This window comes from Actinomadura formosensis (assembly GCF_050948385.1).
Taxonomy (GTDB): Bacteria; Actinomycetota; Actinomycetes; order Streptosporangiales; family Streptosporangiaceae; genus Spirillospora; species Spirillospora formosensis.
In genome coordinates this window covers 6495686-6517205 of record NZ_CP192011.1, presented here as the reverse complement: position 1 = coordinate 6517205, position 21520 = coordinate 6495686, and the positions used below count along the sequence as shown (strand labels likewise).

The window sequence follows — 21520 nt, the reverse complement described above, 5'->3', positions numbered from 1 at the left end:
CCGATGGTGAACCAACCGTGGAGGAGGGTTATGTCGGCGCCAGACGAGGAGATCGTCCAGGCACTGCGTGCCTCGCTGAAGGAGAACGCCCGGCTTCGGCAGGAGAACGGCGCACTCGCCGCCGCGGCCGCGGAGCCCATCGCGATCGTCTCCATGGCCTGCCGGTACGCGGGCGGCATCCGCAGCCCGGAGGACTTCTGGCGGGTGGTGTCCGAAGGCACCGACGTCTACACCGGCTTCCCCGCCGACCGCGGCTGGGACCTCGAAGGTCTCTACCACCCGGACCCTGACAACCCCGGTACGACCTACGTGCGGGAGGGCGCGTTCCTGCACGAAGCAGCCCAGTTCGACGCCGGGTTCTTCGGCATCTCGCCCCGCGAGGCCCTGGCGATGGACCCCCAGCAGCGGCAACTGCTTGAGGTGTCCTGGGAGACCTTCGAACGCGCCGGCATCGACCCCCACTCGATGCGGGGCGGCGACGTCGGGGTGTTCGCAGGGATCGTGCACCAGGACTACGCACCCGACCTCAGCGGGTTCGAGGGGTTCATGAGCCTGGAGCGCGCACTGGGCACCGCCGGCGGCGTCGCGTCCGGCCGGGTCGCGTACGTCCTCGGGCTTGAGGGCCCCGCGGTGACCGTCGACACCATGTGCTCCTCCTCCCTGGTGGCCGTCCACCTCGCCGCCCAGGCGCTGCGCCGGGGCGAATGTTCGATGGCGCTCGCGGGCGGCTCGACGGTGATGGCGACGCCGGGCGGGTTCGTCGGCTTCGCGCGCCAGCGGGCACTCGCCTTCGACGGGCGCTGCAAGTCCTACGCCGCGTGCGCCGACGGCTCCGGGTGGGCCGAGGGCGTCGGTGTGCTGCTGTTGGAGCGGTTGTCGGTGGCGCGGGAGCGCGGGCACCGCGTGCTGGCGGTGATCCGCGGTAGCGCGGTGAACCAGGACGGTGCGTCGAATGGGTTGACGGCGCCGAATGGTCCGTCGCAGCAGCGGGTGATCCGCAGAGCGTTGGCCGGGGCGGGACTGTCTCCGTCCGATGTGGACGCGGTCGACGGTCACGGCACGGGCACGGTGCTGGGTGATCCGATCGAGGCGCAGGCGCTGCTGGCCACCTACGGGCAGGGGCGGGACCCGGACCGGCCGCTGTGGCTCGGTTCCGTGAAGTCCGTCGTCGGGCACACGCAGGCGGCGTCCGGTGTGGCCGGTGTGATCAAGATGGTGCAGGCGCTGCGGCACGGGGTGCTGCCCGCGACCCTGCACGTGGACGCGCCAAGCCCGCAGGTCGACTGGTCGGCCGGTGCGGTCGAGCTCCTGACCGAGGCGCGGGAGTGGCCGCGCAACGGTCGTCCGCGCCGGGCGGGCGTGTCCTCGTTCGGCGCCAGCGGGACCAACGCGCACCTCATCGTCGAGGAGGCGCCCGCCGACGATGCCCCGCCCGCGGCGGAGACGCTGCCGGACGGCGTGGTGCCGCTGGTCGTGTCGGCCGGCACCGCCGCTTCCCTCACGGCGCAGGCGGAGCGCCTGGCGACATTCCTTGCGGACGCCGACGACGTGCCGCTGGCGGCTGTGGCGGGTGCGTTGGTGACGGGCCGGGCTGTGTTCGGTGAGCGTGCCGTCGTTGTGGCGAGCACGGAGGAGCAGGCGCGGGCTGGGTTGGGTGCGTTGGCGCGTGGTGAGAGCGCGGCTGGTGTGGTGACCGGCAGCGTGGACGTGCCGGGCAAGGTCGTGTGGGTGTTTCCGGGTCAGGGTGCGCAGTGGGTTGGTATGGGCCGGGAGTTGCTGGATGGCTCGCCGGTGTTCGCCGAGCGGATCGCGGAGTGCGCTGCCGCGTTGGGGCGGTGGGTGGACTGGTCCCTGGTGGAGGTGCTGCGCGGCGAGTCCGATCCTGCCTTGCTGGAGCGGGTTGATGTCGTTCAGCCGGCGAGTTTTGCGGTGATGGTGGGGTTGGCGGCGGTGTGGGGGTCGGCGGGTGTGGTTCCCGATGCGGTGGTGGGTCATTCCCAGGGGGAGATCGCGGCGGCGTGTGTGGCGGGTGCGTTGTCGTTGGAGGATGCGGTGCGGGTGGTGGCGTTGCGCAGTCAGGCCATCGCCGCCCGGTTGTCGGGGCGTGGCGGTATGGCGTCGGTGGCGCTGAGCGAGGTCGAGGCCGCGGCGCGGTTGGAGCCGTGGGCGGACCGGGTTGAGGTGGCGGCGGTGAACGGGCCGTCTTCGGTGGTGGTCGCGGGTGATGCCGAGGCGCTGGATGAGGTGCTGGAGGTCCTGGACGAGCAGGGTGTCCGGGTGCGGCGGGTGGCCGTCGATTACGCCTCGCACAGTCTGCATGTGGCCGACATCCGTGAGTCTCTGGCGGATGCGCTGGCGGGGATCACAGCGCAGGCGCCGGCCATTCCGTTCTATTCGACGGTGACCGGTGGGTGGGTCCGGGACGCCGGGGTTGTCGACGGCGCGTACTGGTACCGGAACCTGCGGCAGCAGGTGCGGTTCGGCCCGGCGGTGGCGGATCTGATCGACCAGGGGCACACGGTGTTCGTGGAGGTCAGTGCGCATCCGGTGCTGGTGCAGCCGATCAGCGAGGTTGTGGACGAGACCGACGCCGATGCCGTGGTGACGGGGTCGCTGCGGCGTGAGGACGGCGGGATGCGGCGGCTGCTGACCTCGATGGCCGAACTGTTCGTCCGCGGCGTCCCCGTCGACTGGACCGGGATTCTGCCGAGTGGTGCGACGTCCCAGCATGTGGACCTGCCGACCTACGCCTTCGACCACCGGCACTACTGGCTCCGGCTCGGCGAATCGGCGACCGACGCGGCGTCACTGGGGTTGACCGGAGCCGACCATCCGCTGCTGGGTGCCGTGGTGCCGCTGCCACGGTCCGACGGCCTGGTGTTCACCTCACGCCTGTCGCTGCGGACGCATCCCTGGCTGGCCGACCACGCCATCGGCGGTGCCGTGATCGTTCCCGGCACGGTGTACGTCGACCTCGCGATGCGGGCCGGCGACGAGTTCGGTTACGGCGTCCTGGACGAGTTGGTGATCGAGGCGCCGCTGATGCTGCCCGAGCAGGGCGGAGTGCGGCTCCAGGTCGCGGTCGGCGGACCGGCGGAGACAGGCACGCGCACGGTGGACGTGTACTCCCTGCGTGAGGACGCCGGCGAGAACGCGTGGACGCGGCACGCCACCGGCCTCCTGTCGGCCACGCCATCCGCCCAGGACACGGCGTTCGACTTCACGGCCTGGCCACCGCCGGGCGCGCAGCCGGTCGAGATCACCGACTTCTATCCCGACCTGGTGGAGCGTGGTTACGCCTACGGTCCCGCGTTCCAGGGCCTTCGGGCGGTGTGGCGGCGCGGTGACGAGGTCTTCGCCGAGGTCGCCCTGCCCGACGAGCACCGGGAGGACGTCGGCAGGTTCGGCATCCACCCCGCCCTCCTGGACGCCGCCCTTCACACCAACGCCTTCGCCAACCCGGACGACGACCGCAGGGTGCTGCCGTTCGCGTGGAACGGGCTGCTGCTGCACGCCGTCGGAGCCTCCGCGCTGCGGGTGCGGGTCGTGCCGTGCGGGCCGGACGCGCTGTCGTTCCAGGCCGCCGACGAGACCGGCGGCCTGGTGGTGACCATGGACTCGCTGGTGTCGCTGCCGGTGTCCACCGAGCGGCTGGAGACGGGCGCGGAGGAGAGCCGCGACGCGCTGTTCCGCGTGGAGTGGACCGAGCTGCCCCCGGCCCGGCAGGCGGACGCACCGTCGTGGGTGGCGGTCGACACGGCGGACGACGTGGCCGCCCTGACGCGGGACGCGCCCCCGGTGGCGGTTCTGCGTGCCGTGGGCGGTGAGGACACGCCCCTGGCGCTGACCTCGCGGGTGCTCGGCGTCCTGCAGAGCTGGCTGGGCGCCGCCGCGCCGGCGGACACGCGGCTCGTGGTGCTGACCCGCGGCGCGACGCCCGCCGGTGACGGTGCGGTCTCCGACCCCGCCGGTGCGGCGGTGTGGGGTCTGGTTCGCGCCGCACAGGCCGAGAACCCCGACCGGATCGTCCTGCTGGACCTCGACTCCGCCGAGGACGGTGACGCGGCGTCGGGGCTGGGCGCGGCGCTGGCCGGCGGCGAGCCGCAGCTCGCGGTGCGCGGCACGACCTTGTTCGTACCCCGCCTGGCCCGTGCCGGAGGGCAGGCTCCGCACGCGCCCGCCGTGTTCCGTCCGGAAGGGATGGTCCTCGTCACCGGCGGCACCGGCTCGTTGGGCGGTGCGGTCGCTCGGCACCTGGTGTCCCGGCACGGTGTGCGGCACCTGGTGCTGGCCGGCCGGCGGGGTCCGGCCGCCGCCGGTGTCGCGGATCTGGTCGCGGACCTCACCGGGCAGGGCGCGGAGGTGTCCGTGGTGGCCTGCGACGTCGCCGACCGGGAGCAGGTGGCCGCCCTGCTGGCGTCGGTGCCCGCCGAGCACCCTTTGACCGGTGTCGTGCACCTGGCGGGTGTCCTGGACGACGGTGTGATCGGGGCGCTGACCCCGGACCGGCTCGCCGCCGTGTTCGCGCCGAAGGTCGACGCGGTCCGGCACCTGGACGAGCTGACCCGCGACATGGACCTCGACGCGTTCGTCGTCTTCTCGTCGGCCGCCGCGCTCATGGGGTCCGCCGGCCAGGGCAACTACGCGGCGGCGAACGCGTACCTGGACGGCCTGATGACCAACCGTCGTGCGGCGGGTCTGCCGGGACTCTCACTGGCGTGGGGTCTCTGGGAGCAGAACACCGGTCTGACCGCCCACCTCGGCGCCACCGACCGGGCACGGATGAGCCGCGGCGGTGTCCTGGCGATGACGCCCGCCGAGGGCCTGGAGATGTTCGACATCGGCCTGCACGCCGACCAGGCGCTGCTGGTGCCGATCAAGCTGGACCTGCGGACGCTGCGCGGCCAGGCCGCGGCGGGCGGGGAGGTCCCGCACCTGCTGCGCGGCCTGGTCCGGGCCGGCCGGCGTGTGGCGCGGGCCGGCGCCGACGGCGGCAGCGGGCTGCTCCGCAGGCTGGCCGGGCTGCCGCGGGACGAGCGGGAGAGCGTCCTGCTGTCCCTCGTCCAGACCGAGGCGGCCGGCGTGCTGGGTTTCAGCGGGCCGGAGCCGGTGCAGGGCACCCGCGGGTTCGGCGACATCGGGTTCGACTCCCTGACCGCGGTCGAGCTGCGGAACCGGCTGAGCGTGGCGACCGGCGTGAAGCTGCCCGCCACGCTGATCTTCGACTACCCGACCCCGGTGGCGCTCACCCGCCACCTGTGCGACGAGCTGGGCGACGAAGCAGGCGACGAGCCGGGCGTCACCGGCGCCTTCACCCCGGCCGCCCCGGTCGCCGCCGACCCCGGCGAGCCGATCGCCGTCGTCGGCATGGCGTGCCGGCTGCCAGGCGGTGTCACCGGCCCGGACGACCTGTGGCGGCTGGTGTGTGAGGGCCGCGAGGGCATGTCGCCGTTCCCCGGCGACCGGGGCTGGGATCTGGACGATCTGTTCGACCCGGACCCGGACCGTTCGGGCACCTCGTACACGAGCCAGGGCGGTTTCCTGGGCGAGGCGGGCCAGTTCGACGCGGGGTTCTTCGGGATTTCGCCGCGTGAGGCGCTGGCGATGGACCCGCAGCAGCGGTTGCTGCTGGAGACGTCGTGGGAGGCGCTGGAACGGGCGGGCATCGATCCGACCGCGGCGCGCGGCGACGACATCGGCGTGTTCTCCGGCGTCTCCATCCACGACTACCTGGAGTCCCTGAGCAACATGCCCGCGGAACTGGAAGGCTTTGTCACGACCGCCACGGCGGGCAGTGTCGCGTCCGGCCGCGTGTCCTACGTGTTCGGGTTCGAGGGTCCCGCGCTCACCGTCGACACGGCGTGTTCATCGTCGCTGGTGGCGATCCACCTCGCCGCGCAGGCGCTGCGGCGGGGCGAGTGCTCTGCGGCACTGGCCGGCGGCGTCGCCGTGATGGGCTCGCCGATCGGCTTGCTGGGCATGTCGCGGCAGCGGGGCCTGGCTGTGGACGGTCGCTGTAAGGCGTACGCGTCGGGCGCGGACGGCACGGTGCTGTCCGAGGGCGTGGGCGTCGTGGTGTTGGAGCGGTTGTCGGTGGCGCGGGAGCGTGGGCATCGGGTGCTGGCGGTGTTGCGGGGCAGCGCGGTGAATCAGGATGGTGCGTCGAATGGGTTGACGGCGCCGAATGGTCCGTCGCAGCAGCGGGTGATCCGCGCAGCGCTCGCCAACGCTGGGATCGCACCGTCCGATGTGGACGTGGTCGAGGGCCACGGGACCGGGACGGCACTGGGTGATCCGATCGAGGCGCAGGCGCTACTGGCGACTTATGGGAAGGATCGGGATCCGGAGCGCCCGTTGTGGCTGGGTTCGTTGAAGTCGAACATTGGGCACGCGCAGGCTGCGGCCGGTGTGGCGAGTGTGATCAAGATGGTGCAGGCGTTGCGGCATGGTGTCATGCCGCCCACCTTGCACGTGGACGAGCCCACCACTCAGGTCGATTGGTCGGCCGGTGCGGTCGAGCTGCTGACCGAGACGCGGGACTGGTCACCGAACGGCCGTCCACGCCGGGCGGGTGTCTCGTCCTTCGGCATCAGCGGGACCAACGCGCACCTGATCATCGAAGAAGCACCGGCCGAGGAGACGCCGCCCGCCGCCGACGAGACGGTGCCGGACGGCGCGGTGCCGCTGGTGGTGTCCGCGCGCAGTGCCGTTTCCCTGGCGGGTCAGGCCGAGCGGCTGGCGGCGTTCCTCGATGGGGCCGACGAGCCGTCGCTGCCGCGCGTGGCGGGTGCACTGCTGTCGACCCGGGCGGTGCACGGCGACCGTGCCGTGGTGGTGGCGGACTCCCGTGAGGAGGCGCGGGCTGGGCTGGGTGCGTTGGCGCGTGGTGAGACCGTGGCCGGCGTGGTCACCGGCCGAGCGGGCACGCCGGGCAAGGTCGTGTGGGTGTTCCCCGGTCAGGGCGCGCAGTGGGTTGGTATGGGCCGGGAGTTGCTGGATGGCTCGCCGGTGTTCGCTGAGCGGATCGCGGAGTGCGCTGCCGTGTTGGGGCGGTGGGTGGACTGGTCGCTGGTGGAGGTGCTGCGCGGCGAGAGCGACCCTGCCTTGCTGGAGCGGGTTGATGTGGTGCAGCCGGCGAGTTTTGCGGTGATGGTGGGGTTGGCGGCGGTGTGGGGGTCGGCGGGTGTGGTTCCCGATGCGGTGGTGGGCCATTCCCAGGGGGAGATCGCGGCGGCGTGTGTGGCGGGTGCGTTGTCGTTGGAGGATGCGGTGCGGGTGGTGGTGCTGCGCAGTCAGGCCATCGCCGCCCGGTTGTCGGGGCGTGGCGGTATGGCCTCGGTGGCGCTGAGCGAGGAGGACGTGGTCGCGCGGTTGGAGCCGTGGGCGGGCCGGGTTGAGGTGGCGGCGGTGAACGGGCCGTCTTCGGTGGTGATCGCGGGTGATGCCGAGGCGCTGGCCGAAGCGGTCGATGCGCTCGGCGGGCGGCGGATCGCGGTGGACTACGCCTCGCACAGTCGGCATGTGGCCGACATCCGCGACCGGCTCGCCGAAGCGCTGGCCGGGATCGACGCGCAAGCACCGGCCATTCCGTTCTATTCGACGGTGACCGGCGGGTGGGTCCGGGATGCCGGGGTTGTGGACGGTGCGTACTGGTACCGGAACCTGCGGCAGCAGGTGCGGTTCGGCCCGGCGGTGGCCGACCTGCTCGACCAGGGTCACAGCGTCTTCGTGGAGGTCAGTGCCCACCCGGTGCTGGTGCAGCCGATCACGGACGTCATCGACGACACCGATGTGGACGACGCCGTGGTGGTGGGGTCGCTGCGGCGGGAGGACGGCGGGATGCGGCGCCTGCTGACGTCGATGGCCGAGCTGTTCGTCCGGGGTGTCACGCTCGACTGGAGCGGTGTGCTCCCGCGGGTCCCGGGGCCGGTGGATCTGCCGACGTACGCGTTCGACCACCGGCACTACTGGCTCCACCCGGCCGGTGCGGCGACGGACGCGCCGTCGCTCGGGCTGGCCGGCGCCGACCACCCGATGCTGGGCGCGGTGGTGCCGCTGCCGCGGTCCGGCGGGCTGGTGTTCACCTCGCGGCTGTCGGTGCGATCGCATCCGTGGCTCGCGGACCACACCATCGGCGGTGTCGTGGTCGTGCCGAGCGCCGGGCTCGTGGAGCTGGCCGTGCGCGCCGGTGACGAGGCCGGGTGCGCCGTCCTCGGCGAGCTGGTGGTCGAGAACCTGCTCGTGCTGCCCGAGCACGGCGGTGTGCGGGTGCAGGTCGTGCTGAGCGGCCCGGCCGACGACGGCTCGCGCACGGTGGACGTGTACTCCCTGAGCGAGGACGGCGCGGACGTCTGGACCCGGCACGCCACCGGGCAGCTGCTGACCACGCCTGCGAACCGGGAGCCGTTCGACGCGGCCGCATGGCCGCCGCCCGGTGCGCGGGAGCTCGCCATGGATGCCGACGACCTCTACGGCGACCTGGCCCGGCGAGGGTTCGCCTACGGGCGGGCACTGCGGTGCGTGCGGGCGGTGTGGCGGCGCGGCGAGGAGCTGTTCGCCGAGATCGCCCTGCCCGAGGAACTGGTCGCGGACGCCGGCCGTTTCGGTCTCCATCCGGCGCTGCTGGACGCGGCGCTGCACCCGGCCCTGCTGAGTGCCGCCGACGGTGAGCCGCGGCAACCGCTGGACTGGCGCGGGCTCGTGCTGCACGCCGCGGGTGCGTCGGTGCTGCGGGTGCGGCTGGCGCCCAACGGGCCCGACGCCGTGTCGCTGGCGGCGGCGGACGAGGCCGGCGGCCCGGTCGTGACCGTGGACTCGGTGGTGTCGCGGCCGGTGTCCGCCGGGCGGCCGGGCACCGTGGTGGCGAGCACCGTGCGCGCCACCTCGCTGTTCCAGGTGGACTGGACGGAGCTGGCCGCGGCGGAGGAGCCCGCGCCCGCGTGGGCGGCGGTGGCCACCGCCGACGACGTGGCGGCCCTGGGCGGGGACGTGCCCGCGGCGGCGGTGCTCCAGGCGACCGCCGGGGGTGCGGACGCGGCCCTGCCCCTGACTTCGCGGGTGCTGGCCGCCGTCCAGGCGTGGCTGGCGGGTGCCGGGCTGGAGGAATCCCGTCTGGTGGTGGTGACGCGTGGTGCGGTGCCGGCCGGTGACGGTGCGGTGGCCGACCCGGCGGCGTCGGCGGTGTGGGGTCTGGTTCGTGCCGCGCAGGCGGAGAACCCGGACCGGGTTGTGCTGGTGGATCTCGACCCGGCGTCCGATGGTGAGGTCGGTTCCGTGCTGGGTGCGGTGCTGGCGACCGGTGAGCCGCAGGTCGCAGTGCGCGGCACGGTCCTCTCGGTGCCCCGGCTCGCCCGCGCGGCGCAGCCCACGGATGCGCCCGCCGTGTTCGGTCCGGACGGGACGGTGCTGGTCTCGGGCGCGGGCGCCCTGGGTGGGCTGGTGGCCCGGCACCTGGTGGCCCGGCACGGGGTGCGGCGGCTGGTGCTGGCCAGCCGGCGGGGGCCGGCCGCCGACGGCGTCGATGACCTGGTCGCCGAGCTGACCGGGCAGGGTGCCGAGGTGTCCGCGGTGGCTTGCGACCTCTCCGACCGCGAGCAGGTGGCGGCGCTGCTGGCGTCCGTCCGGGACGAGCACCGCCTGACCGGTGTCGTGCACACGGCCGGCGTCCTCGACGCCGGGGTGATCGGGACACTGACCCCGGACCGGCTCGCCACCGTGTTCGCGCCGAAGGTCGACGCGGTACGGCACCTGGACGAGCTGACCCGCGGCATGGACCTCGACGCGTTCGTCGTCTACTCCTCGGTCTCGTCGGTCTTCATGGGCGCGGGCAGCGGCGGCTACGCGGCCGCGAACGCGTACCTGGACGGGTTGATGGCCAACCGTCGGGCGGCGGGCCTGCCGGGGCTGTCCCTGGCGTGGGGTCTGTGGGGCCAGACCACCGGCATGGCCGCCGGCACCGACGACCTCACCCGGGCCCGGATGAACCGGCGCGGCGGCCTGCGGCTGATGACGCAGGCCGAAGGCATGGACCTGTTCGACGCCGCGATCGGCTCCGACCGGTCGCTGCTGGTGCCCGCCAAGCTCGACCTGCGCGGGGTGCGTGCCGATGCGGCGGCGGGCGGTACGGTGCCGCACCTGCTGCGCGGCCTGGTCCGGGCCGGCCGGCGGCAGGCGCGCTCGGCCGGCGGCGAACGCGGCCGGCTGTCCGAGCGGCTGGCCGGCCTCGCCCCGGCCGACCAGCTGACCCTGCTCCTCGACCTGGTGCGCGGCCAGATCGCGGCCGTGCTCGGGCACGCCGAAGCAGGTGCCATCCGGGCGGACGCGGCGTTCAAGGAGGCGGGGTTCGACTCGCTCACGGCCGTGGAGCTGCGCAACCGGCTGCGTGAGGCCACCGGGCTGAAGCTGCCCGCCACGCTGGTGTTCGACCACCCCAACCCGCAGGCCCTCGCCCGCCACCTGCGCGACGAGCTCGGTGGCGTGACACCCGCCCCCGTGACGCCGACGGCCGTCGTGGCCGACGCGGAGGAGCCGATCGCCATCGTCGGCATGGCGTGCCGGCTGCCCGGCGGCGTGGCCGGCCCGGACGACCTTTGGCGGCTGGTGGCCGACCGCCGGGACGCGGTGTCCGGGTTCCCCACCGACCGGGGCTGGGACCTGGAGGGCCTGTTCGACCCCGACCCGGACCGTTCGGGCACCTCGTACACCGCCCAGGGCGGTTTCCTGCACGAGGCCGGGCTGTTCGACGCAGGTTTCTTCGGTATCTCGCCGCGTGAGGCGCTGGCGATGGACCCGCAGCAGCGGCTGCTCCTGGAGACCTCGTGGGAGGCACTGGAGGCCGCGGGCATCGACGCGACCGCGTTGAAGGGCACCGACGTCGGCGTGTTCACCGGTGCCTTCGGCCAGGGGTACGTCGCACCGGGCGCCAGCGTTGTCACGCCGGAACTGGAAGGCTTCGCAGGCACGGGCGGGTCGTCGAGCGTCGCGTCGGGCCGGGTGTCCTACGTGTTCGGATTCGAGGGCCCGGCCGTCACGATCGACACCGCCTGCTCGTCCTCGCTGGTAGCCATGCATCTGGCCGGGCAGGCACTGCGGTCGGGCGAGTGCTCGATGGCACTGGCGGGCGGCGCGACGATCATGGCGAACCCGGGCGCCTTCGTGGAGTTCTCCCGGCAGCGGGGCCTCGCCGTCGACGGGCGCTGCAAGGCGTTCGCCGCGGCGGCCGACGGCACCGGCTGGGCCGAGGGCGTCGGCGTGATCGTCCTCGAACGGTTGTCGGTGGCGCGGGAGCGCGGGCACCGGGTGCTGGCGGTGTTGCGGGGCAGCGCGGTGAATCAGGACGGTGCCTCCAACGGGCTGACGGCGCCGAACGGCCCGTCGCAGCAGCGGGTGATCCGCGCAGCGCTCGCCAACGCCGGGATCGCACCGTCCGATGTGGACGTGGTCGAGGGCCACGGGACCGGGACGGCACTGGGCGACCCGATCGAGGCGCAGGCTCTGCTCGCCACCTACGGCCAGAACCGCGACCTGGAGAAGCCGCTGTGGCTGGGGTCGCTGAAGTCGAACATCGGCCACGCGCAGGCCGCCGCCGGTGCGGCGAGCGTGATCAAGATGGTGCAGGCCATGCGGCACGAGGTGCTCCCGGCGACCCTGCACGTGGACGCGCCCACCCCCGAGGTGGACTGGTCCGCCGGTGCCGTCGAGCTGCTGACCGAGGCCCGCGGCTGGCCCCGCACCGGTCGTCCGCGCCGGGCCGGGGTGTCCGCGTTCGGTGTCAGCGGGACGAACGCGCACCTGATCCTGGAGGAGGCGCCGCCGGAGGACCTGCCCAGCGCCGCCGCGCCCGACGCCGGGGACGCCGCGACTCCGGAGGCGCTCCCGGTGGTGGTGTCCGCCCGGAGCCCCGGCTCGCTGGCGGCCCAGGCCGGGCGGCTGGCCGGGTTCCTCAACGGCGAGGCGCCGCTCGCGGCCGTCGCCGGGGCCTTGGTGTCCGACCGCGCGGCACTGACCGAACGTGCGGTGGTGGTCGCCGGCTCCCGCGACGAGGCGGCGGCGGGGCTGGGTGTGTTGGCGCGTGGTGAGGCGGCGTCCGGCGTGGTCACCGGCCGGGCGGGCACGCCGGGCAAGGTCGTGTGGGTATTTCCGGGTCAGGGTACGCAGTGGGCTGGTATGGGCCGGGAGTTGCTGGATGCCTCGCCGGTGTTCGCCGAGCGGGTCTTCGAGTGCGCGGCTGTGTTGGCGGGCTGGGTCGACTGGCCGCTGATCGAGGTGCTGCGCGGCCAGGCCGACCCTGGGCTGCTGGAGCGGGTTGACGTCCTTCAGCCGGCGAGTTTTGCGGTGATGGTGGGTCTGGCGGCGGTGTGGGGGGCGGCGGGTGTGGTTCCCGATGCGGTGGTGGGCCACTCCCAGGGCGAGATCGCGGCCGCCTGTGTGGCGGGTGCGCTCTCCCTGGAGGACGCGGTGCGGGTGGTGGCGTTGCGCAGTCAGGCCATCGCCGCCGGCCTGTCGGGGCGTGGCGGTATGGCCTCGGTGGCGCTGGGCGTGGACGATGCGACCGAGTTGCTGGAGCCGTGGGCGGACCGGGTGCAGGTGGCCGCGGTCAACGGGCCGTCTTCGGTGGTGGTCGCGGGTGAGGCTCAGGCCTTGTCCGAGGCTCTGGAGGCGCTCGAAGGCCGGGGTGTCCGGGTGCGGCGAGTGGCCGTGGACTATGGATCGCACACCAATCAGGTCGAGGACATCCAGGACCTGATGGCCGATGCACTGGCCGGGATCGACACGCAAGCACCGGCCATTCCGTTCTACTCGACCGTCACCGGAGGGTGGGTGCGGGACGCCGGGGTTGTCGACGGCGCGTACTGGTACCGGAACCTGCGGCAGCAGGTGCGGTTCGGCCCGGCGGTGGCCGACCTGTTCGACCAAGGTCACGGCGTCTTCGTGGAGGTCAGTGCCCACCCGGTGCTGGTGCAGCCGATCACGGACGTCATCGACGACACCGATGTGGACGACGCCGTGGTGGTGGGGTCGCTGCGGCGTGACGACGGCGGGATGCGGCGCCTGCTGACCTCGATGGCCGAGCTGTTCGTCCACGGCGTCCCCGTCGACTGGACCACCATGCTGCCGACCGTCCCGTCCGGACGGGTGGAACTTCCGACCTACGCCTTCGACCACCGGCACTACTGGCTCCGGCCCGCCGAGTCGGTCACCGACGCGGCGTCGCTGGGCCAGGCGGCGGCCGACCATCCGATGCTGGGGGCGGTGGTGCCGCTGCCGCAGTCCGGCGGGCTGGTGTTCACCTCGCGGCTGTCGGTGCGGTCACACCCGTGGCTGGCCGACCACGCGGTCGGCGGAGTCGTGATCGTGCCGGGCAGTGGGCTCGTCGAGTTGGCCGTGCGCGCCGGTGACGAGGCCGGCTGCCCCGTCCTGGACGAGTTGGTGATCGAGGCGCCGCTGGTGCTGCCCGAGCACGGCGGGGTCCGGGTGCAGGTTGCCGTGAGCGGCCCGGACGGCAACGGTGCCCGCACCGTGGACGTGTACTCGCTGCGCGATGGCGGCGCGGGCCCGTGGACACGGCATGCCACCGGCGTGCTGTCGGCCGTGCCGGGCAGTGGCGCCGGATTCGACTTCGTGGCGTGGCCGCCGCCGGGCGCGGTGGAGGTCGACGTCGCGGACTTCTACACCGGCCTTGCCGAGCGCGGCTACGCCTACGGTCCGGCGTTCCAGGGCCTTCGGGCGGTGTGGCGGCGCGGTGACGAGGTGTTCGCCGAGGTCACCCTGCCCGACGGCCTGCGCAAGGACGCCGCGCGGTTCGGCGTGCACCCGGCGCTGCTCGACGCCGCCCTGCAGGCCGCCACGGCCGGTGGTGCGCAGGAGCCGGAAGAACCGGTGCTGGCGTTCGCGTGGAACGGGGTGGTGCTGCACGCGGCCGGCGCCACGGCGTTGCGTGTGCGGCTCGCGCCCTCCGGCTCGGACGCGCTGTCGGTCGAGGCCGCCGACGAGACCGGCGGGCCTGTCGTGACGATGGATTCGCTGGTGTCCCGGCCCGTGTCCGCCGAGCGGCTGGGCGTCGCGGCGGGCGAGAGCCGTGACTCGCTGTTCCGGGTGGAGTGGGCCGGACTGCCCCTGACGCACGCAGAGCCGTCACCGTCCTGGGCACCGGTGGGCGCCGCGCGTGACGTGGCGGCGCTGGCCGAGGGTGCGAGCGTGCCGCCGGTGGCCGTGCTGGACGCCATGAGCGACGGCGGCGACAGCGCTGTGCTGGCGGTAACGTCCCGGGTACTGCGGGTCCTGCAGGCGTGGCTGGCCGCGCCCGCGTTCGAGGAGTCGCGGCTTGTGGTCGTGACCCGCGGCGCGGTCCCCGCCGGCGACGGCGCGGTGACCGACCCGGCCGCCGCGGCGGCGTGGGGGCTGGTCCGCTCCGCACAGGCCGAGAACCCCGGCCGGATCGTCCTGCTCGACCTCGATCCCGCCACCGGAACCGGTGCGGAAACCGTGCCGGGCTCGGTACTCGGGACCGCGCTGGCCAGCGGTGAACCACAGCTCGCCCTGCGCGGCACGACCTTCTCGGTGCCTCGGCTCGCCTGCGCCACCGGCCGGCTCTCGGACGCGCCCGCCGTGTTCGGTCCGGACGGGACGGTGCTGGTCTCGGGCGCGGGCGCCCTGGGCGGTCTGGTGGCCCGGCACCTGGTGTCCCGGCACGGGGTGCGGCGCCTGGTGCTGGCCAGCCGCCGGGGCCGCGGCGCCGACGGCATGGCGGATCTGGTCGCCGACCTCACCGAGCAGGGCGCGGAGGTGTCCGCAGTGGCCTGCGACGTCTCCGACCGCGAGCAGGTGGCGGCGCTGCTGGCGTCCATCCGGGACGAGCACCGCCTGACCGGTGTCGTGCACACGGCCGGCGTCTTCGACGACGGGGTGATCGGGACGCTGACCCCGGACCGGCTCGCCACCGTGTTCGCGCCGAAGGTCGACGCGGTGCGGCACCTGGACGAGCTGACCCGCGGCATGGACCTCGATGCATTCGTCGTGTTCTCCTCCGTCGCGGGCGTGGTCGGCGGCGGCGGTCAGGGCAACTACGCGGCGGCGAACGCCTTCCTGGACGCGGCGATGGCCCACCGCCGGGCCGCGGGCCTGCCGGGACTGTCGCTGGCCTGGGGCCTGTGGGAGCGCGGCATCGGCATGGCCGCCCACCTCAGCGTCGTCGACCACGCACGCGCCGGCCGCGGCGGCGTCCTGGAGCTGACGCGGGCCGAGGGCCTGGACATGTTCGACGTCGCGCTGCGCATGGACGCGTCGCTGCTGGTGCCGATCAAGCTGGACCTGGCGGCGTTGCGGGCGGACGTCGCGGCCGGCGGGTCGGTGCCGCACGTGCTGCACGGCCTGGTCCGGGCCGGGCGGCGGCAGGCGCGGGCGGCCGCCGCGACGGACAGCGCGCTGCCGCGCCGGCTGGCCGGACTCGCCGCAGACGAGCAGGAGGCCCTGCTCCTGGACCTTGTGCGCGGTCAGGTCGCCGCCGTGCTCGGGCACGCCGGCCCGGAGGCGGTGCGGGCGGACACGGCGTTCCAGGACACCGGGTTCGACTCGCTGACCTCGGTCGAGCTGCGCAACCGGCTCCGTGAGCAGACCGGACTGAAACTGCCGGCCACGCTGGTGTTCGACTATCCGACCCCGCTGGTGCTCGCCCGCCACCTGCGGGCGGAACTGCTCCCGGACGGCGGCGCGGACGGCGGCGCGGCCGGTGCGGACGAGGAACGGTTGCGGCACGCGCTCGCGTCGGTCCCGCTGTCCCGCCTGCGCGAGGCGGGGCTGATCGACGTCCTGACCACTCTGGCCGCGCTGGGCGAGCCGGATCTCGCCGGTGCGGGTGATGCGCCCGGCGTGGTCGAGGAGGACGCCGGGGAGCGGTCGATCGCCGAGCTGGACGTCGACGACCTCGTGCAACTGGCGTTCGGCGAAGAGTAGTCCCGCGAGACCCGGCATCTGGTACCCGAGTGATTGGGGCGGTTGTGAGTGCGTCGTACGAGAAGGTCGTCGAGGCCCTGCGGAAGTCGCTGGAAGAAGTCGGCACGCTGAAGAAGCGCAACCGCCGGCTCCTCGGCGCATCCCGCGAGCCGATCGCCGTCGTCGGCATGGCGTGCCGGTTGCCCGGCGGTGTCACCGGCCCGGATGACCTGTGGCGGCTGGTGTCCGAGGGCCGGGACGCGGTGTCGGGGTTCCCCCAGGACCGGGGCTGGGACCTGGAGGGCCTGTTCGATCCCGACCCGGACCGTTCGGGCACCTCGTACACCGACCAGGGCGGTTTCCTGGGCGAGGCGGGCCAGTTCGACGCGGGGTTCTTCGGGATTTCGCCGCGTGAGGCGCTGGCGATGGACCCGCAGCAGCGGTTGCTGCTGGAGACCTCCTGGGAGGCCCTGGAAGGGGCCGGCATCGACCCGGTGTCGTTGAAGGGCACCGATGTCGGGGTGTTCACCGGCGTGTCCAGCCAGGGCTACGGCGCCGGTGCCGCCGGACCGGAGATGCAGAGCTTCGCGGGCACCGGCTTGGCGTCGAGCGTGGCGTCGGGCCGGGTGTCCTATGTGTTCGGTTTCGAGGGCCCGGCGGTCACGGTGGACACGGCGTGTTCGTCGTCGCTGGTGGCGATGCATCTGGCCGGGCAGGCGCTGCGGTCGGGTGAGTGCTCGATGGCGCTGGCCGGCGGCGCGATGGTGATGTCGAGCCCCAACTCGTTCATCGTGTTCTCCCGGCAGCGCGGGCTGGCCGTGGACGGCCGCTGCAAGGCGTTCGCGTCGGGCGCGGACGGAATGGGGCTGTCTGAGGGCGTCGGTGTGCTGCTGTTGGAGCGGTTGTCGGTGGCGCGGGAGCGCGGGCACCGGGTTCTCGCTGTGTTGCGCGGTTCGGCGGTGAATCAGGATGGTGCGTCGAATGGGCTGACGGCGCCGAATGGTCCGTCGCAGCAGCGGGTGATCCGCGCAGCGCTCGCCAACGCTGGGATCGCACCGTCCGATGTGGACGTGGTCGAGGGCCACGGCACGGGGACGGTGCTGGGTGATCCGATCGAGGCGCAAGCGCTGCTGGCCACCTACGGGCAGGACCGGGATCCGGAGCGTCCGTTGTGGCTGGGTTCGTTGAAGTCGAACATTGGGCACGCGCAGGCTGCGGCCGGTGTGGCGAGTGTGATCAAGATGGTGCAGGCGTTGCGGCACGGCGTCATGCCGCCCACCTTGCACGTGGACGAGCCCACCACCCAGGTCGACTGGTCGGCCGGTGCGGTCGAGCTTTTGACCGAGGCGCGGGAGTGGCCGCGCAACGGTCGTCCGCGCCGGGCGGGCGTGTCCTCGTTCGGGGTCAGCGGGACCAACGCGCACCTGATCCTGGAGGAAGCACCGGCCGAGGAGACGCCCGCCGGGGCCGAGGCGCCGCCTGCCGGTGTGGTGCCGCTGGTGGTGTCCGCGCGCAGTGCCGTTTCCCTGGCAGGACAGGCCGGGCGGCTGGCGGTGTTCCTCGATGGGGCTGATGAGCCGTTGTTGCCGCGTGTGGCGGGTGCGTTGGTGACGGGCCGGGCTGTGTTCGGTGAGCGTGCCGTGGTGGTGGCGGGGTCTTGTGAGGAGGCGCGGGCCGGGCTGGGTGCGTTGGCGCGTGGTGAGACGGCGTCTGGTGTGGTGACCGGCAGCGTGGACGTGCCGGGGAAGCTGGTGTGGGTGTTTCCGGGTCAGGGGACACAGTGGGTTGGCATGGGCCGGGAGTTGCTGGATGGCTCGCCGGTGTTCGCTGAGCGGATCGCGGAGTGCGCTGCCGCGTTGGGGCGGTGGGTGGACTGGTCTTTGGTGGAGGTGCTGCGCGGCGAGTCCGATCCTGCCTTGCTGGACCGGGTTGATGTGGTGCAGCCGGCGAGTTTTGCGGTGATGGTGGGTCTGGCGGCGGTGTGGGGGGCGGCGGGTGTGGTTCCCGATGCGGTGGTGGGCCACTCGCAGGGGGAGATCGCCGCCGCCTGTGTGGCGGGTGCGCTGTCGTTGGAGGACGCGGTGCGGGTGGTGGCGTTGCGCAGTCAGGCCATCGCCGCCCGGTTGTCGGGACGCGGCGGCATGGCCTCGGTGGCGCTGAGCGAGGAGGACGTGGTCGCGCGGTTGGAGCCGTGGGCGGGCCGGGTCGAGGTGGCGGCGGTGAACGGGCCGTCTTCGGTGGTGGTTGCGGGTGATGCCGAGGCGCTGGCCGAAGCGGTCGATGCGCTCGGCGGGCGGCGGATCGCGGTGGACTACGCCTCGCACAGTCTGCATGTGGCCGACATCCGCGACCGGCTCGCCGAAGCGCTGGCCGGGATCGACGCGCAAGCACCGGCCATTCCGTTCTATTCGACGGTGACCGGCGGGTGGGTCCGGGATGCCGGGGTTGTCGACGGCGCGTACTGGTACCGGAACCTGCGGCAGCAGGTGCGGTTCGGCCCGGCGGTGGCCGACCTGATCGACCAGGGCCACAGCGTCTTCGTGGAGGTCAGTGCCCACCCGGTGCTGGTGCAGCCGATCAGCGAGGTTGTGGACGAGACCGACGCCGATGCCGTGGTGACGGGGTCGCTGCGGCGTGACGACGGCGGGATGCGGCGCCTGCTGACCTCGATGGCCGAACTGTTCGTCCGCGGCGTCCCCCTGGACTGGGCCGGGATTCTGCCGAGTGGTGCGACCTCCCGGCATGTGGACCTGCCGACCTACGCCTTCGACCACCGGCACTACTGGCTCCAGTCGGACGAGCGGGCCGACGTCGCGTCGCTGGGGCAGGCGGCGGCGGGCCACCCGCTGCTCGGTGCGGTCGTGCGGCTGCCGCGGTCCGACGGCCTGGTGTTCACCTCACGTCTCTCGTTGCGGACGCATCCCTGGCTGGCCGACCACGCGATCGGCGGCATGGTGCTCTTCCCCGGCACCGGGCTGGTCGAGCTGGCCCTGCGTGCCGGCGACGAGGCCGGGTGCCCCGTGCTGGACGAGCTCGTGACCGAGGCGCCGCTGGTGGTACCTGAGCACGGCGGGGTTCGGCTGCAGGTCGCGGTGAGCGGGCCTGACGACACCGGGGCGCGCACAGTGGACGTGTACTCGCAGCGCGAGGACGGCGCGGACGTGTGGACCCGGCACGCTACCGGTGTGCTGTCGGCGACCCCGGGTAGCGGCGCCGGGTTCGACTTCACCTCGTGGCCGCCGCCGGGGGCGTGGGAGGTCGAGGCCGGGACCTTCTACGCCGACCTGATTGAGCGCGGCTACGCCTACGGGCCGCTGTTCCAGGGCGTGCGCACGGTGTGGCGGCGCGGCGAGGAGGTCTTCGCCGAGGTCGCCCTGCCCGACGAGCACCGGGAGGGCGCCGCCGGGTTCGGCATCCATCCAGCGTTGCTGGACGCGGCCCTGCAGACCGGAACGATCGCAGCCGCGGCCGCGGAGGAGCGATCCGGGCAGTCGGTGATGCCGTTCGCCTGGAACGGGTTGACGCTGCATGCCGTCGGTGCGTCGGCGTTGCGGGTCCGGGTCGCGCGGTGCGGTCCGGACATGATGACCGTCGAGGCATCCGACCAGACCGGCGGCCCGGTCCTGACGATGGATTCTCTGGTGCTGCGGGCCGTGTCCGCCGCGCGGCTGGAGACGGCGGCGGACACGGCGGCCGGCGATGCGCTGTTCCGGGTGGACTGGACCGAACTGCCTCCGGCGCGGGAGGAGCCCGCGCCCGCGTGGGTGGCGGTGGCCACCGCCGACGACGTGGCGGCCCTGGACGGGGACGTGCCCGCGGTGGCGGTCCTGGAGGCGGTGGGCGGGGACGACTCGCACGCGGCGCTGGCGCTGACGTGCCGGGTGCTGGACGTCGTGCAGGTGTGGCTCGCCGAGATCGCGGAGGCGCGGCTCGTGGTGGTGACGCGTGGTGCGGTGCCGGCCGGTGACGGTGCGGTGGCCGACCCGGCGGCGTCGGCGGTGTGGGGTCTGGTTCGTGCCGCGCAGGCGGAGAACCCGGACCGGATCGTCCTGCTGGACCTTGACCCGGCATCCGATGGTGAGGTCGGTTCCGTGCTGGGTGCGGTGCTGGCCACCGGTGAGCCGCAGGTCGCGGTGCGCGGCACGGTGTTCTCCGTGCCGCGACTCGCGCGCGTCACCGATCGCGCCACCGACGCTCCCGCGGCGTTCGGCCCGGACGGGACGGTGCTGGTCTCGGGCGGGGGGACGCTGGGCGGCCTCGTGGCCCGCCACCTGGTCGCCCGGCACGGGGTGCGGCGTCTGGTGCTGGCCAGCCGCCGGGGCCCGGCCGCCGACGGCGTCGATGACCTGGTCGCCGAGCTGACCGAGCAGGGCGCCGAGGTGTCCGTGGCCGCCTGCGACCTCTCCGACCGCGAGCAGACGGCGGCCCTGCTGGCATCCATCCCCAGTGAGCACGCCCTGACCGGTGTGGTCCACACGGCGGGCGTGTTCAACGCAGGCGTGGTCGGGACGCTGACCCGCGACGGGCTGGCCGCCGTGTTCGCGCCGAAGGTCGACGCGGTCCGGCACCTGGACGAGCTGACCCGCGGCATGGACCTCGACGCGTTCGTCGTCTACTCGTCCGCGTCGTCGGTGTTCATGGGCGCGGGCAGCGGCGGCTACGCGGCCGCGAACGCGTACCTGGACGGGCTGATGGCCCACCGGCGCGCGGCGGGCCTGCCGGGACTGTCGATCGCCTGGGGTCCGTGGCGGCAGGCCACCGGCATGGGGGACACCATCGACGACCTCACCAGGACCCGGATGTCCCGCCGTGAAGGACGTGGCGGAGTCGGCGCGCTCGGGTCCGCCGAGGGCATGGCGCTGTTCGACGCCGCCGTGGGATCCGGGCACGCGCTGCTGGTGCCGGTCGAGCTGGACCTGCGCGAGGTGCGTGCCGATGCGGCGCCCGGCGGCGGGGTGCCACCCCTGCTGCGCGGGCTGGTCCGCGCGGGCCGGCAGTCGGCGCGAGCGGCCGCCGGTGACGCCGGCGGGCTGGTCCGCCGGCTGACCGGACTGCCCGCGGCCGAGCAGGAGGCGCTGCTGCTTGACCTGGTGCGCACGCAGGTCGCGGTCGTGCTCGGCCATGCCGGCCCCGGCGGTGTCCGGGCGGACGCGGCGTTCAAGGACGCGGGGTTCGACTCGCTCACCTCCGTGGAGCTGCGCAACCGGCTGCGTGAGGCCACCGGCCTGAAGCTGCCCGCCACGCTGGTGTTCGACCACCCCAACCCGCAGGCCCTCGCCCGCCACCTGCGCGACGAGCTCGCCGCCGACGAGGGATCGCCCGCCGACCCGGTGCTGACCGGGCTCGCCGGGCTGGAGACGGCCATCGCGACGGCCGCGTCCGATGAGGCCGCCCGCGACCGGATCACCGTGCGCCTGAGGGAACTGCTGGCCGCCGCCGAGGCGGCCGGCCGGGATCCGGACGCCACGGACACCACCGACGACGACCTCGACACCGCCACCGACGAGGAGCTGTTCGCGCTCGTCGACCGGTTCGGATGACACCGCACCACCACCACCGCAATCCCCCACGGACATCTCATGGGAGCTGA

Annotated in this window: 2 protein-coding genes; both read left to right on the top strand. The window is 73.7% G+C overall.

What is annotated here, in order from left to right:
• Positions 1-30: 30 nt before the first annotated feature.
• On the top strand, positions 31-15951 hold the full coding sequence (locus tag ACQP1N_RS30500) for a type I polyketide synthase (protein ID WP_433227793.1): 15921 nt from the start codon (positions 31-33) through the stop codon (positions 15949-15951).
• Between the two features lie 44 nt (positions 15952-15995).
• The gene (locus ACQP1N_RS30495; RefSeq protein ID WP_433227792.1) at positions 15996-21470 is read left to right on the top strand and encodes a type I polyketide synthase; all 5475 of its coding nucleotides are present in this window, start codon (positions 15996-15998) and stop codon (positions 21468-21470) included.
• Positions 21471-21520 lie beyond the last annotated feature (50 nt).

Coding starts and splice junctions, on each gene's coding strand:
- ACQP1N_RS30500 (WP_433227793.1), top strand. CDS start 31: ATGTCGGCGCCAGACGAGGAGATCGTCCAGGCACTGCGTGCCTCGCTG.